Source organism: Micromonospora sp. C97, assembly GCF_018070385.1.
Taxonomy (GTDB): domain Bacteria; phylum Actinomycetota; class Actinomycetes; order Mycobacteriales; family Micromonosporaceae; genus Micromonospora; species Micromonospora parva.
Window position 1 is genome coordinate 164,492 of record NZ_JAGPXU010000011.1, and the last position, 13,522, is coordinate 178,013.

Here is a 13,522-nt window from a genome sequence, read left to right on the forward strand (position 1 = left end):
GCCGCCGCCGGGACCGGGGAACGGGCACAGCACGGGCCCGAGGACAGTTCTTGTGGCAGTCGCCGCAACGGCCCGGACGGCGTGATGAAAGGCTTGGCGCATGAGTTCCGCACCTGCACAGCACGACGCACCGACTGACGCCACCCCCGACGGCACCGACGAGGTGAGCGCCTTCACCGAGCTCGGGCTGCGCACCGAACTGCTGGGCGCGCTCGCCGCCCTCGGCTACGAGGAGCCGACCCCCATCCAACGGGAGGCTATCCCACCGCTGTTGGAAGGTCGGGACCTGCTGGGTCAGGCGGCCACCGGCACCGGCAAGACGGCGGCGTTCGCGCTGCCGCTGCTGAACCTCATGGCGGCACACCGCCAGGGCGGTGACCCGGTGGCGCTGGTGCTGGTGCCGACCCGGGAGCTGGCGGTGCAGGTCTCCGAGGCGTTCCACCGCTACGGCAAGGACCTCGGCGCGCGGGTGCTGCCGATCTACGGTGGGCAGCCGATCGGGCGGCAGCTGCGGGCACTGGACAGCGGCGTCGACGTGGTGGTGGCCACCCCCGGGCGGGCCCTCGACCACATCGCCCGGGGCACCCTGCGCCTCGGTGGGTTGGCCACGGTGGTGCTCGACGAGGCCGACGAGATGCTCGACATGGGTTTCGCCGAGGACATCGAGGCGATCCTGGAGCACGCCCCGGCGCAACGTCAGACGGTGCTCTTCTCGGCCACCATGCCGTCGCGCATCGACGGGATGGCCCGCCAGCACCTGCGCGAGCCGGTCCGGATCGAGATCGGCCGGGAGCAGCCGGTCGCCGGTGAGGCGCCCCGGGTGCGGCAGAGCGCGTACATCGTGACCCGGGCGCACAAGCCGGCCGCGCTGGGCCGGGTGTTGGACGTGGAGTCCCCGACCGCGGCGATCGTGTTCTGCCGCAGCCGCGAAGAGGTCGACCGGCTGACCGAGACGATGAACGGCCGGGGTTACCGCTCCGAGGCGCTGCACGGTGGCATGAGCCAGGAGCAGCGCGACCGGGTCATGGGCCGGCTGCGGGCGGGCACCGCCGACCTGCTGGTGGCCACCGACGTGGCGGCCCGGGGGCTGGACGTCGAGCAGCTGACCCACGTCGTCAACTACGACGTGCCGTCGGCCCCCGAGTCGTACGTGCACCGGATCGGTCGGGTGGGTCGGGCCGGCCGCGAGGGCGTGGCGATCACCCTCGCCGAGCCGCGCGAGCACCGGATGCTCAAGACCATCGAGCGGGTCACCGGCCAGCGGATCACCATCGACAAGATCCCCACCGTGGCGGACATGCGGACCCGCCGGTTGGAGCTGACCCAGGCGGCCCTGCGCGAGAGCCTGCTGGAGGACGACCTCGACCCGTACCGGGTGATCGTGGAGACGCTGACCGACGAGTTCGACCTGATGGAGGTCGCCCTCGCCGCGGTGAAGCTGGCCCACGAGGTGACGTCGCCGGGTTCCGACGACGAGGAGGAGATCCCGCAGGTTCCGGTGCGCGGCCCGCGCGAGGGTCGTCCGGAGTCCGGCGGCCGGGGCGGCGACCGGCGGGGCGGGGGTCGGCCGCGCTCCGGCGGCGGCAACACCGTCCAGGTCTTCGTCGGTCTGGGCCGACGGGCCGGGGTGCGCCCGCAGGACCTGGTCGGCGCGATCACCGGGGAGACCGGCATCCGTGGCCGCGACATCGGTTCGATCGAGATCGCCGACCGGTTCTCGCTGGTGGAGGTGCCGCAGGGGGTGGCCGACGAGGTGATCTCCGGGTTGCGGCAGAGCACCATCAAGGGCCGCAAGGCCACCGTACGCCGGGACCGCGGCGGCGACGAGCGCTGAGCGCGTCGTCGGCGACCGCCGGGGTACGACGGTCGCCGGCGACGCGCGACGGGAGTGCGAACGGTGGGGCGGTGACCGCGCCGCCCCGCCGGCTCTACTCGATGTTGCCGGTGACCACGTTCTTGCCGCCGACCAGCGAGGCACCGCCCGCCGCGTGGTCGAAGGCGCGCATCACGTTGTTGCTGATGATCCAGTTGTCGCTCGTGCCGACGGTGACGATCGGCCGGTCCTGCCGGCGGGTGGTCGTCGAATCGGAGTAGATCTGGTTGCCGATCACCTGGCACAGGCCGGAGTCGCCGCCACGGATCCCGCTCTCACCGTTCTCGTGGATCTCCAGACCCATGATCCGGGTACGCCCGGACGAGAAGACACCGATGCCGTTCGAGGCGTTACGCCACAGGCGGCCACCGATGAACTGGTTGCCCCAAACCTGCCAGAGGTCGACTCCGTTCCCGGTGCCGCCGGTGCCGTTCGACTCGAGGTAGACGTTCTGGAACGTGTTCCGGTGCCCGCTGTTCCGCAGTTCAACGCCGTTGCCGACGCATCCCCAGACGTGCAGGTTGTCGAAGAAGCAGGCACCGTCGTGCAGTCGTAGGCCGGTCGCGCACTCACCGATCCAGACATTGAGGAACTCGTTGTCGTAGGCCCAGGCGTTCACGAAGATGCCGATGCCGACGCAGTCCTCGACGTTGATGTCGGTGATCTTGTTCGCGTGGGCGCTGGTGGCCTCGGCCGTGCCGACGAACTCGATGGCGTGGCTGCCCGAGTTGCTGAAGTGCAGGTGGTGGAAGGTCGACCGAGGGGCACGGATGGTCAGCAGCACCCCCGACGTGCGTTTGCCGTAGAAGTGCACGTTCGAGATCTGGTTGTAGATGCCCGACGAGACCAGGCGACCGGTGTAACCCGGGGCCGGCTGGATGATCGCCGCGCCGATGTTCTCCCCGGTCCAGGTCAGGCTGGTCGGGAAGGTGACCTCCGATCCGAGGCCGAGTCGGCCCACCGGCTGGAAGATCTCCCCACCCTCCTGCGGCAGCAGCTTCAGCGCGACCTCGACCTTCGCCGCCTCGTCACTGCCGTCGAGCAGGCAGCCGACCCGGGGGTCACGCAGGCTGAGCGCGCCCTCCCGTACCGTCGTCGGCTCGGCTCTGGCCGGTGTGGCAAGCGTCGCCACGACCGCAGCGCCGGCTCCGCCGGCGAACAGGGCCCGTCGTCCCAGCCCTCGGCCCGCTGGTTCCGGCCGGTGCGGCACCGTCGGCGGCAGGGCACCGGACGTGTTGGCGTTCGCTTCCATGCGTCTCCCCGTGATGAACACTGTGCGGAGGCCGACCCTATAGCCGATCAGCGGCCCGCAGGGGGCACGGGTGCGGGCTCCGACGAGCGCGGAGAACGCCGCCGGCGACCGTCCGGGTGGGACGGTCGCCGGCGCTGCGGGTCAGAGGGGGTACGGCCCGAAGCGGCCCCAGGCCACAAGCGCGGCGAGGACGAGCAGCACCACGCACGTCACGATGCCCTGGATCTCCACCGTGCGCCGCTCCGGCACGGTGGCCGTCCGCACCCCGTGCAGGTGCACCACGATGCCGCCGATCATGATGATGACCAGCCCGAGCGCGGCGAGCGGGGTGAGCACCGTGGCGATGCCGGTGAGGGCGGGCAGCAGCAGCCCGATGGCGGCCAGCAGTTCCAGGGCGCCGATGGCCTTGACCTGGATCGGCGTGGCGGCCTTCGTCCAGCCCATCGTCTCGTGCAGCTTCTCCTTGGGTTGGGTCAGCTTGACCACGCCGATGCCGCCAAAGATGGCAGCGAGCAGGATCTGAACGATCCACAGCACCATGTTCACAGGGGTTTCCTCCGGGGGACCGCCCTACGGCGGAGAGGTAGTTGACGTCTCAAGCACGACAGTACGGTCCTCCGGGACCCGGGCACAGCGACAGGCCCCCGCCGTCTCGTGAGCGGCGGGGGCCTGTCGCTTGGTACGTCAGACCGTGAAGAGCGCCGGACCGTCCAGCGTCTTCACGTCGGCCGGGCGCAGCGCCAGGGCGAGCACGTCGGCCACGTCGGCCAGGGTGTGCACGGTCAGCGCCTCGCGCACCTCGGTCGGCAGGTCGTCCAGGTCCGGTTCGTTGCGCGCCGGGATGATCACTTCGGTGAGACCGGCCCGGTGCGCGGCGAGCAGCTTCTGCTTCACCCCACCGATCGGCAGCACCCGACCGGAGAGCGTCACCTCACCGGTCATCCCGAACTCGGGGCGGACCGGGCGCCCGGTGACCAGCGACGCCAGGGCCGTGACCATGGTGATGCCGGCGCTCGGACCGTCCTTGGGCACCGCGCCCGCCGGGAAGTGGACGTGGATCCGGCGTCCCGCGAGGGCGTTCGGGTCGATGCCGAGCCGCCGCCCGTTGGAGCGCAGGTAGGAGAGCGCGATGTGCGCCGACTCCTTCATCACGTCACCGAGCTGGCCGGTCAGGGTCAGCCCCGGCTCGCCCTCCATGCTGGTCGCCTCGATGAAGAGCACGTCACCACCGGCACCCGTGACGGCCAGGCCGGTGGCCACGCCCGGCACCGCGGTGCGCTCGGCCGACTCCGGGGTGAACTTCGGTCGTCCGAGGTAGCCGGTGAGGTTGCCGGTGTCGACGCGTACCGGCGTGGGGTCGGTCGCCAGGGTCACCGTCACCTTGCGCAGGATCTTGGCCAGGGCCCGTTCGAGCTGCCGCACGCCGGCCTCGCGGGTGTACTCCCCCGCGATCAGCGCGAGCGCCTCGTCGGCGACCGTCACCTCCTCGGCGGTCAACCCGGCCCGCTCCCGCTGCCGGGGCAGCAGGTGGTCGCGGGCGATGGAGACCTTCTCGTCCTCGGTGTACCCGTCCAGCATGACCAGCTCCATCCGGTCCAGCAGCGGGCCGGGGATGGCGTCCACCACGTTGGCGGTTGCCAGGAAGAGCACGTCGGACAGGTCCAGATCGACCTCCAGGTAGTGGTCCCGGAAGGTGTGGTTCTGGGCCGGGTCGAGCACCTCCAGCAGGGCGGCGGCGGGGTCACCGGCGTAGCCGGCGGCCAGCTTGTCCACCTCGTCGAGGAGCACGACCGGGTTCATCGAGCCGGCCTCGCGCAGCGCGCGGACGATCCGGCCGGGCAGCGCACCCACGTAGGTGCGCCGGTGCCCGCGGATCTCCGCCTCGTCGCGGACGCCGCCGAGCGAGACCCGGACGAAGTTGCGCCCGAGCGCCCGCGCCACGGACTCGCCGAGGCTGGTCTTGCCGACCCCGGGAGGGCCGGCGAGGGCGAGTACCGCGCCGGAGCCACGACCGCCGACCACGCCGAGGTTGCGCTCGGCCCGCCGGTTGCGCACCGCCAGGTACTCCAGGATGCGGTCCTTCACGTCGGACAGACCGGCGTGGTCGGCGTCGAGCACCGCCCGGGCCGCGGCCAGGTCGGTGTTGTCCTCGGTACGGGTGCCCCACGGCATCTCGAGCACGGTGTCCAGCCAGGTACGGATCCAGCCCGCCTCCGGGGAGGCGTCACTGGCCCGCTCCAGCTTGCCGACCTCGCGCATGGCCGCCTCGCGGACCTTCTCCGGCAGCTCGGCGGACTCGACCCGGGACCGGTAGTCGGCGGAGCCGTCCGGCTCGTCCTCGCCCAGTTCCTTGCGGATCGCGGCGAGCTGCTGACGCAGCAGGAACTCGCGCTGGGACTTCTCCAGCCCCTCGCGGACGTCACTGTTGATCTGCTCGGTGACCTCCTGCTCGGCCAGGTAGTCCTTCACCCAGCCGACCAGCAGCTCCAGCCGGGCGGTGACGTCCGGCGCGGCGAGCAGCTCGGTCTTCTGCTCCAGCGTCAGCCAGGGCGCGTAACCGGCCGAGTCGGCCAGCTCGGAGAGGTCGGTCATCCGCTCCACCGCGTCGATGACCTGCCAGGCGCCCCGCTGCTGGAGCACGGAGGTCACCAGGGCGCGGTACTCGCGGGCGAGTTCACGGGCCCGACCGGCGTAGGCGGGTTCGTCGAGTTCGGTCGCCTCGACCCAGAGGGCGGCGCCGGGGCCGGGCACGCCGGACCCGATCCGGGCCCGGGACAGGCCACGGATGACGGCGGCGGGCTCACCCTCGGGCAGCCGGCCGACCTTCTCGATGGTGGCGACCACGCCGACCGGCCCGTATTCGCCGTCGATGCGCGGCACGGCCAGCAGCTTGCGGTCGCCGGTCGCCCGCGCCGCGTCGATCGCGGCCTGGGTGGTGGGGTCGAGGGTCACCGGGATGACCATGCCGGGCAGCAGCACGGCGTCGGTCAGGGGAAGTACCGGAAGAGTTGCCATCGAACACCTCGCGTTGAGTTGAGCGTGTCTCACTCAAGTAACAAAGCGTTCCCCTTGTTCCGATCTGTGACCCAGACCACTTCCCGGGGCGGTTCCGTCGGGTCGCCCAGGACCGGTGGGCGACCCGACGGGACACCTCAGGTGAGCTTGCTCTTCACCGTGTTCACCACCGATCCGGCCACCCCCGGATTGGTGCCGTACAGGCGGGGGTCACCCGGCGGCAGCACCGGCTCCGGCGCGTTCGCCCGCGGGTTGTCGTCGTACCGGAACTCGCCCTTGCCGTCGGGCGAGGGCCCGGACGCCCAACGCCCCTGGGCGGCGTCGGTCCCCGAGGAGAAACCCAGATAGGTGTAGCCGTACTCCTCGGTGAACTCGCCCGAGTCCGGGAAGGCCTCCGGCACCGGCATCTCCTCCAGCCCGTCCTCCTTGAGCTGCTCGATCGCCGCCAGCCACATGTTCTGGTGCATCGTGTCGCGGGCCAGCAGGAAGCGCAGCATCTGCTTGACACCCGGGTCGTCGGTCATGTGGAACAACCGGGCGACCTGGAGCCGACCCTGCGCCTCGGCGGTGACGTTGAGCTGGAAGTCGGCCAACAGGTTGCCGCTGGCGGTGACGAACGCGCCGCTCCAGGGCACCCCGTTGGAGTCGGCGGGCAGGGCACCACCACCGCCATGGATGAAGTGCGCCGGATTCTCGCCGGCGTAGGTCGCCGCACCACCGGGGTCCTCCGCGATCCCCTCGGTCAGCGACAGCGGCGCATTGTCCAAGAGCCGGGTGATCATCGTGACGATCATCTCGACGTGGCCCATCTCCTCGGTGCCGACATCGAGCAACAGATCCTTGTACTTGCCGGGCAGCCGGCAGTTCCAACCCTGGAAGAGGTACTGGTTGGCGACTGTCATCTCGCCCCACTTGCCGCCCAGCACCTCCTGCAGCCGACGGGCGAAAGCCGCGTCCGGGCCGTCTGGCTTGGCCTCGAACTGCAGATCCTTGACGTGACTGAACATCCGACCTCCTCGGTACCGGAAACAGGTAGCGAGGCCGTTCCCGCTGGGCTGACCCGAGCGGGCCAACCGGTGGCCCGCCCGGGTCATCCCAGCGGGCGGGCCACCGGCAGCAACACCTCCAGCGCCACTCCACGGGGCCGCAGCCGGTGCGCCCTCAGCGCTCCCCCGTCGGTCGCGACGAGCTGCCGCGCGATCCACAGGCCCAGACCGGACATCCCGACGGCCGGCGTCGGACGCCGCAGCGCGACCAGCAGCGCGTCGTCGACCCTGCCCTCGTCGGTGACCAGGATGCTCACGCCGGGACCGCGCACCGTGGCGTAGAGCCCGACCTGCCCGTTGGGCGGCCCGTGCCGCAACGCGTTCTGCACCAGGTTGACCAGCACCTGTCGAGTGCGTCCGGCCGGCACCGGGCAGGAGGCGGCCCGCCGGGTGGCCCGTGCCCGCCGCCGACCGGCCGGCACCAACGCGGCGGCCTCCCGCAGGATGCCCGCCAGCGCGACGACCGGCTCCGGCCGCGCGGCCAGCGCCAGCGCGCCGGTGCCGGCGGTCGCGTCGCGCAGCAGACTCTGCAGGTGTGCGGCCTGGTCGCGGGCCAGCTCGGTGATCGCCCGCCGATCGGCACCGGTCAGCTCGCGACGCTCGTCGGCCAGAGCGCGGGTCAACGAGGTCAGGGTGCTCACCGGCGTCCGGAACTCGTGGCACAACACCCGCAGCAGCAACTCCGAATCAGCCTCCGTCGCTCGCCGCTCGGCGGGTGTCGGCGCGATGGGGCGCAACCCTCGCAGCAGGTCCCGCAAACCGTGCCGTACGCGCATCCACCCGACTCCCCTCGTTCGGTGCGAACCCGCATGATCGGTACCCGCTGGGGAACGGCCCAGACATGCCGGGAAGCTCCACCTTGCGACTCGTTGTCGTGGACGATCACCCCCTTTTCGTCCGCGGCCTGGAGTTGCTGCTCCCGATCACCAGCAACGGCCGCGCCGAGGTGGTCGCCTCCACCGGCGACGCCGCCGCGGCGGCGGCTCTCGTCGCCGGCTGCCGCCCCGACCTGGCCCTCGTCGACCTGCACATGCCCGCGCCCGGCGGCGTCCGTGCGGTGGCGGCGATCCGGCGGACCACCCCTCGGGTACGGGTGGTGGCGATGTCCGGTTCCGCCGCTCCCGAGTCGGCGGTGGAGGCGCTGCGGGCCGGCGCCGAGGGTTTCCTGCCCAAGACCAGCGAACCGGAGGAGCTGCTGCGCCCGCTGCTGGCCATCCTCGACGGCTGGGCGGTGCTGCCGGCCGAACTGCTGCGCACTCTGCTGCCGCCCACGCGCTTCCCGTCGGTCGACCTCGACAGTGAGGAACGGCGGCTGCTGCGGGCGATCGCCGCCGGCCGCAGCACCGTCGACATCGCCGAAGAACTGCACGTCTCGGAACGGACGGTGAAACGTATGACCGCCGCGTTGCTGCGAAAGTTGCGAGTGTCCAACCGGGCCGAGGCCGCCGCCGTCGCCGGTCACGCCGGGGTCCTCGGGGAATGAAGCCCGGTCATCGGACCGATTCACGGTTTTGCTCTGTAACGGAATCGCGACGCGCCGAATGAATGGAAGGCATATTGTTGCGGATTACCGGGGTGATAGGTCAGACTTTGGACACATCCCGCCGCACACAGGGAGTAATCGGCAATGGCGAGAAAAGTAATCACGGTCCTGACCGACGACCTCGACGGTGGGAAGGCCGACCGGACGGTGGAGTTCAGTCTCGACGGCGTGGCCTACACGATCGATGTCTCCGACGAGAATGCCGGTGTCCTGCGCAAGGCGCTCGACCCGTACATCAATGCGGGTCGGCGGATCGGGCGCGGTCCGGTGGAGAGCGCCCGTTCAGTCCGACGGCCGGGCCGACCCGCCGGCGCGGGAATGGATCGGGAGCAGAACCGGGCCATCCGGGAATGGGCCGTCAAGAACGGCTACAAGATTTCCGAGCGCGGCCGGATCCCGGTGGAGGTTGTCGAGGCGTACAAGAACCGCTGACGCGACGCGACGACGGGGCCCCGCCAGCACGGCGGGGCCCCGTCGTGTGTCCGGGTCGCCCGTTGCGACGCGATGGCCGGCCACCCGGGGGTGGCCGGCCATCGTTGCTACCTCAGTTGACGTCGATGCGCACCGAGTCGAAGGCGGGGGTCTGGTTGGCCCGCTCCATCATCGGCAGGCGGTGCGAGCCGTCACCGGCCCAGACGGAGCACTGGGCGGTACCCGACTCCGGCAGGCCCGGAATCTGGATCGTCACCTCGTCGGGCTGGGCACCACCGCGGCCGTCCTCGGTCGCGACGAAGAACGCGGGCACCTCCTGCGGCTCCGGCGGCGCGGTCAGGCTGTCCAGCATCCGGCAGGCGGTGTGGAAGTGCCCACGGACCAGGCCCTGGTCGTTGAGCAGCGAGCTCTCCACGTAGTAGCCACCCTGACCGGCGGCCAGGAAGCGGTCCCGCACCAGGTTGCGGGTGCTGACCCGCAGGGTGAAGGGCTGGTTCTGGCCAACCTGCTCGGGGAACTGGGTGATCAGCAGCGACGGGTTGTTGGCCGCCGCGCCGACCTCACCGAACTCGGTGCTCACGCAGCGGTTGCCGTTCTGGAAACCGTCGTGCGGCTGGAGCCGGCTCTCGTCGCAGTCGTTGGCGAGCACGCCGAGCCCGGCACCGGGCTCGGTGCCGCCACCGTTGTTACCGCCGCCGTTGTTGCCGCCGCCGTTGTTGCCGCCACCGGGCGTGGTGGTGGGGGTGCTGCCACCGCCGTTGTTGCCGGTGGGCTGCACCTGACACTCGGCGAGCTGGGCCAGGCCCTGCGGCCGGGGTCCGACCCGGTCGATGGCGGTCGTGATCCGGTCCAGCACGGCGCGGCGCTTACCGGCCAACGGCTGGAGGATCGCGTTGCGGATGAACGCCTCACCCTTGTTGCCCTCGGCGGCCAGCCGGCGGTCCGCCTCGGCGATCTGGGTCTGCAGCTGGGCGAGGTTGCGGTCCACCTCGGCCCGCGCCCGGTTCGGCACCTGCGGCAGTTTGGCCGCCACATCCGGACAGGCGACGGCGGTGCCGGTGCCCACCGTGCCGTCCTTGCCGTCCTCACACTCGGGGACCGACTGCTGTCCGTCACCCCAGTGATTACGCACCCACCGACCGTTCTGCCAGGTTCGGCTGGTCGAACCGGCGCCGGTCGGCGCGGTCGCGCCCGGGCTCGGCTCCACACACTGCCCGGCGGCCGGACGTGGCTTATTTGTCCGCCGGTCCTGGGCCGACGAAATCTGAGTCACGGCGACAACTCCGCCGAAGACCGCGAGCGTGCCGACAACTGCCAGCAGACGCTTGCTCCGCGCGTTGCCGGAAGGCCGGCGCGCCCGAGTGGACCTGCGCATCGAATTGCTCTCCTTCTCGATCCGGTAGTGGATTTCTGCCCTCGGCGGACCGACGGATGTGTGGGGGCACGGCCGCGGCAGGGACCCACCGTGACCCACCCGGTAATGCGTCGATGGCCGACGATGCCCTTTCCGCACCGTCTCCCGCGCCGGTCGACGCGGATGGGGAGATCCTGTTCATTCGCGCAGGAGTACGGGGCGGGTGCCGGGAAGGTTCAACTGACGCACAGGAAATTGCCGCGACCCGACACGGAGCCGGTACGCGGCGGGGAAGAGCAGGTGAAACGGGTGCGGTCAGTCGGCGCAGAGATGGTCGAAGGCGAAACCGCCGACCAGTTCGTGGCGGCGCTCGCTCAGCGCGGCGATCCGCGCGGTCCACTCGGCGCGCGGCAGCAGGTTCGCCACCGCGTTCTCCCGCAGTCGCTCCCCCACGGCGACGGCGGCGAGATCCTCGGCCAGCCGGGCCGCGTCGATGCCGCAGGAGAAGCGGTGTTCGGTCACCGAGACCATCTCGACGAGGCACGCGTCGGGGCGTACCTGCACCCAGCTCCACCCCTGGGCCGGCCCGTCCAGCCAGCGCACGTGCAGCCCTCGCACGATCGGGTCGGTCACCTGCCCAGCCACGTACGCCTCGACGGCCGCCGCGCGGGTCAGCGCGCCGAGGTCGTTGACCGACCCGGTACGCCCGTCGGGCAGTCGGCCCAGGATGTCCCGGAAGCCCACCGGCGCGGGCTCGGTGCCGGCGACGGTGGCCCCGGCGCCCGCGGCGTACGCGCGCGCGTCGATCACGTACTCGACCAGGCGGCGGCCGTGTTCGGCGGCCCGTAGCGTCGGCGAACCGATCCGCAGCACGGGCAGGCCGGCGGCGGCGCTCACCGCGTCCGTGAGTCGCTGCACGCGCTGTTCCGCCGAGGCGGCGCTCGGCACCGGGCCGATCTCCACGGCGACGACTGGGCGGCCGGTGTCGGCGGCGTAGACCACGAAGTCGAAGCTGGCGCGGCTCGCCGAGGTCCACTGGCTGCCGGTGACACCGGCCGGACGGCCCTGGACCAGATCACTGAGCCGACGTGCCGGCAGGACCAGGTGGCCGGCACGGCTGAGCAGGGCGTCGTGCCCCGCCTCGGCGGGCATCGCCCGCAGCCAGCCGCGGTCGTCGCTCCCGGTGCTCGTCATCTGCCTGATCCATCCGCCGGTCGGTCGAGCCGGGCCGAGTCTAGGTGGTCGATCATGGGCCACCGACTTCTGATGTGACCGGGATCACAGCAGTGCCGATGTTCCAGGGGTGGCCGCCGGGTGTATCCAGCGACCGCCGGTACCGGACCGGCCCGGAGGTGCGCATGTCGCGACAGCAGTTCGGCTTCCTCGCCGGGTTCCTCGCCGTGGCGGTCTGGGCGCTCGCCGGCGCCGGCGCGGCCGCCCTCGCCGTGCTCGCCGGCCTGCTCGGCTGGCTGGTCGTCCGGGTGCTCGACGGCGACCTCGCGGTGACCGGGCTCGGTGACCGTCGCGGCGACGCTCGGCGACGCCCATGACCACCCGTCCGTCCACCGGGCCGAACCCCGGCACCGGGATGGCCGCCGGGACGACCGGTTTGCCGGGCGACGCGGCCGATGTCGCGCGGATCGCGGCGCAGGCGGCCAGCCTCGTGCCGGGCGTGTCCGTGGTCCGCCCGGCGGCGGTCCGCCTGGATGACCGGTCCGTCGGACTCGACCTGCACCTGATCACCTGGTACGGGCACAGCGTGCCGACGATCGCCGAAACCGTCCGAACGGTGGTCGCCGACCAGGTAGCCGCCCAGACCGGGCTCACCGTGGCGGTGGTGACCGTCACCGTGGACGACCTGCTCGTCCCCGGCGTCGACTCCTCCGCAGCCGGCGCCGCCGCGCCCGAGGACGGCTGAGATGCGCACCGCCAACCGGATCGCGTCGGTGCTGCTGGGCGCCGCGCTGCTCGTCGGCGGCGCGGTGACGGCCGTGCAGGCGGTGCTCCTCACAGTGCACCGCCGCGCACCGCTGGACACCACCGGCTGGTGGGACGCGCTGAGCGCCACCCGGTGGCGCGATCCCACGGTCCGCACCGTGGCCACTGCAAGCCTCCTGCTGGGCCTGGCGCTGCTCGCCGCCCAGCTGCGCCGCTGGGCGCCGGTCCGCCTGCGCGCCGACGAGCACGACGGCTGGTACCTGCACCGGCGCTGTGTGGAACGCCGGCTCGCCGACGCCGCCGCCGCGGTGCCGGGCGTCCGCCGCGCCCGCGCCCGGCTCCGACGGCACCACGGCCAGTGGCGCCCCCGGATCCGCGCGAGCGGCGACCCGGCGGCCCGGGCGGAGATCGAGTTCGCCGTGCACCAGGAGTTGCACCGGCTCACCGCGCCCCGCCCCGCCCGGGTCGACGTCCGGCTGCTGCCCCGACGGCGGCCGGCGTGACCAACGCCGCGCACCGACTGCTGTGGACCGTCATGGCGCTGCTGCTGGTGGCGGGCGGCGCCGTGGCGCTGGCGGCCAGCCTCGGCACCCTGCCCGGCGTCGACCCGGCGGCGGCGCTGCTCAGCGCCGATCTGGTCGACCGGTGGCGGACGGCCGCGCCGTGGAGCACCCTGGCGGTGGCCGTGGTCGGGGCGCTGTTCGCCCTGGCCGGGCAGCGCCTGCTGGCCCGGGAGCTGCGGGGCCCCGGCGGCACGCTGCGCGGCACGCTGAGCCATCCCGGACGCCGGCCGGGCCGGACCCGGCTGCCCGCCGACGTTCTCACCGACGCGTTGGTACGCGACCTAAGCGGCAACCCCGGGGTACGCCGGGCCCGGGTGGTGCTCACCGGCCCGGCACCGCACCCCGACGTGTGGATCCGGGTGGACCTCACCGCCGACGCGCCGGCCGCCGGCGTACGCGAGCACGTGCACGCGGCAGTCCGCCGATTCGCGGCGACGACCCACTGCCAGCCCGCGCACCTCGACGTGACCGCCCGCATCGAGCCCGCCCCTCAGTGACCCGCCGCC

The 13,522-nt window shown here is 72.2% G+C and carries 14 protein-coding genes; 7 read left to right on the forward strand and 7 right to left on the reverse strand.

Annotated features, from left to right (window positions below; translation table 11 throughout):
* The first annotated feature begins 100 nt into the window (after positions 1–100).
* Positions 101–1,834 carry a DEAD/DEAH box helicase gene (locus tag KBX26_RS17340; RefSeq protein ID WP_030337875.1) on the forward strand — a complete coding sequence of 578 codons (1,734 nt, stop codon included), beginning with the start codon at positions 101–103 and terminating at the stop codon, positions 1,832–1,834.
* A 94-nt stretch (positions 1,835–1,928) separates the two neighbouring features.
* Here the strand turns inward: KBX26_RS17340 and KBX26_RS17345 are convergent, their stop codons facing one another.
* The 5 genes from KBX26_RS17345 to KBX26_RS17365 all read right to left on the reverse strand — a co-directional run bounded on the left by KBX26_RS17345 (position 1,929) and on the right by KBX26_RS17365 (position 7,962).
* Positions 1,929–3,125, reverse strand: a complete 1,197-nt coding sequence (locus KBX26_RS17345; protein ID WP_210865878.1) for a right-handed parallel beta-helix repeat-containing protein — start codon at positions 3,123–3,125, stop codon at positions 1,929–1,931.
* 141 nt (positions 3,126–3,266) lie between these two features.
* Positions 3,267–3,665, reverse strand: a complete 399-nt coding sequence (locus KBX26_RS17350) for a DoxX family protein (protein ID WP_247680760.1) — start codon at positions 3,663–3,665, stop codon at positions 3,267–3,269.
* A 144-nt stretch (positions 3,666–3,809) separates the two neighbouring features.
* Entirely contained in the window at positions 3,810–6,140 is a 2,331-nt protein-coding gene (lon, locus tag KBX26_RS17355) for an endopeptidase La (RefSeq protein ID WP_210865880.1), read from the reverse strand.
* 137 nt (positions 6,141–6,277) lie between these two features.
* Positions 6,278–7,147: a manganese catalase family protein gene (locus tag KBX26_RS17360; RefSeq protein WP_030337879.1), complete on the reverse strand. Its 870-nt coding sequence runs from the start codon at positions 7,145–7,147 to the stop codon at positions 6,278–6,280.
* Between the two features lie 83 nt (positions 7,148–7,230).
* The gene (locus KBX26_RS17365) at positions 7,231–7,962 is read right to left on the reverse strand and encodes a sensor histidine kinase KdpD (protein WP_210865881.1); all 732 of its coding nucleotides are present in this window, start codon (positions 7,960–7,962) and stop codon (positions 7,231–7,233) included.
* A gap of 98 nt (positions 7,963–8,060) precedes the next feature.
* Between KBX26_RS17365 and KBX26_RS17370 the strand changes: the two genes are divergently transcribed.
* Both KBX26_RS17370 and KBX26_RS17375 read left to right on the forward strand, forming a co-directional pair.
* Positions 8,061–8,669, forward strand: coding sequence for a response regulator transcription factor (locus KBX26_RS17370; RefSeq protein WP_307857837.1), 609 nt, complete (start codon positions 8,061–8,063; stop codon positions 8,667–8,669).
* 144 nt (positions 8,670–8,813) lie between these two features.
* Positions 8,814–9,161, forward strand: coding sequence for an Lsr2 family protein (locus KBX26_RS17375; protein ID WP_030337882.1), 348 nt, complete (start codon positions 8,814–8,816; stop codon positions 9,159–9,161).
* 112 nt (positions 9,162–9,273) lie between these two features.
* Here KBX26_RS17375 and KBX26_RS17380 read toward each other — a convergent pair whose 3' ends face one another.
* Positions 9,274–10,536: a hypothetical protein gene (locus tag KBX26_RS17380; RefSeq protein ID WP_210865883.1), complete on the reverse strand. Its 1,263-nt coding sequence runs from the start codon at positions 10,534–10,536 to the stop codon at positions 9,274–9,276.
* Positions 10,537–10,830: 294 nt separating this feature from the next.
* The gene (locus KBX26_RS17385) at positions 10,831–11,709 is read right to left on the reverse strand and encodes a DUF2726 domain-containing protein (protein ID WP_210865884.1); all 879 of its coding nucleotides are present in this window, start codon (positions 11,707–11,709) and stop codon (positions 10,831–10,833) included.
* Positions 11,710–11,873: 164 nt separating this feature from the next.
* Between KBX26_RS17385 and KBX26_RS17390 the strand changes: the two genes are divergently transcribed.
* From KBX26_RS17390 to KBX26_RS17405, 4 genes are read left to right on the forward strand one after another with little or no spacing between them, the layout of a single operon-like run.
* Complete coding sequence (locus KBX26_RS17390; protein WP_156058020.1) at positions 11,874–12,065, forward strand: hypothetical protein; 192 nt, start codon at positions 11,874–11,876, stop codon at positions 12,063–12,065.
* Positions 12,062–12,433, forward strand: coding sequence for an Asp23/Gls24 family envelope stress response protein (locus KBX26_RS17395; RefSeq protein WP_210865885.1), 372 nt, complete (start codon positions 12,062–12,064; stop codon positions 12,431–12,433). Before KBX26_RS17390 ends, KBX26_RS17395 begins: the two co-directional genes overlap by 4 nt.
* 1 nt (position 12,434) lies before the next feature.
* Positions 12,435–12,956 (forward strand): DUF6286 domain-containing protein, encoded by a 522-nt coding sequence (locus KBX26_RS17400; protein ID WP_030337887.1) that lies wholly within the window; start codon positions 12,435–12,437, stop codon positions 12,954–12,956.
* Complete coding sequence (locus KBX26_RS17405) at positions 12,953–13,513, forward strand: hypothetical protein (RefSeq protein WP_210865886.1); 561 nt, start codon at positions 12,953–12,955, stop codon at positions 13,511–13,513. The genes KBX26_RS17400 and KBX26_RS17405 overlap by 4 nt, the downstream gene beginning before the upstream one ends.
* Positions 13,514–13,522 lie beyond the last annotated feature (9 nt).

Excerpts from the sequence above, each read along its gene's own strand:
- KBX26_RS17340 (WP_030337875.1), top strand. The coding sequence starts at position 101 with ATGAGTTCCGCACCTGCACAGCACGACGCACCGACTGACGCCACCCCC.
- KBX26_RS17345 (WP_210865878.1), bottom strand. The coding sequence starts at position 3,125 with ATGGAAGCGAACGCCAACACGTCCGGTGCCCTGCCGCCGACGGTGCCG.
- KBX26_RS17350 (WP_247680760.1), bottom strand. The coding sequence starts at position 3,665 with ATGGTGCTGTGGATCGTTCAGATCCTGCTCGCTGCCATCTTTGGCGGC.
- lon (WP_210865880.1), bottom strand. The coding sequence starts at position 6,140 with ATGGCAACTCTTCCGGTACTTCCCCTGACCGACGCCGTGCTGCTGCCC.
- KBX26_RS17360 (WP_030337879.1), bottom strand. The coding sequence starts at position 7,147 with ATGTTCAGTCACGTCAAGGATCTGCAGTTCGAGGCCAAGCCAGACGGC.
- KBX26_RS17365 (WP_210865881.1), bottom strand. The coding sequence starts at position 7,962 with ATGCGCGTACGGCACGGTTTGCGGGACCTGCTGCGAGGGTTGCGCCCC.
- KBX26_RS17375 (WP_030337882.1), top strand. The coding sequence starts at position 8,814 with ATGGCGAGAAAAGTAATCACGGTCCTGACCGACGACCTCGACGGTGGG.
- KBX26_RS17380 (WP_210865883.1), bottom strand. The coding sequence starts at position 10,536 with ATGCGCAGGTCCACTCGGGCGCGCCGGCCTTCCGGCAACGCGCGGAGC.
- KBX26_RS17385 (WP_210865884.1), bottom strand. The coding sequence starts at position 11,709 with ATGACGAGCACCGGGAGCGACGACCGCGGCTGGCTGCGGGCGATGCCC.
- KBX26_RS17390 (WP_156058020.1), top strand. The coding sequence starts at position 11,874 with ATGTCGCGACAGCAGTTCGGCTTCCTCGCCGGGTTCCTCGCCGTGGCG.
- KBX26_RS17395 (WP_210865885.1), top strand. The coding sequence starts at position 12,062 with ATGACCACCCGTCCGTCCACCGGGCCGAACCCCGGCACCGGGATGGCC.
- KBX26_RS17400 (WP_030337887.1), top strand. The coding sequence starts at position 12,435 with ATGCGCACCGCCAACCGGATCGCGTCGGTGCTGCTGGGCGCCGCGCTG.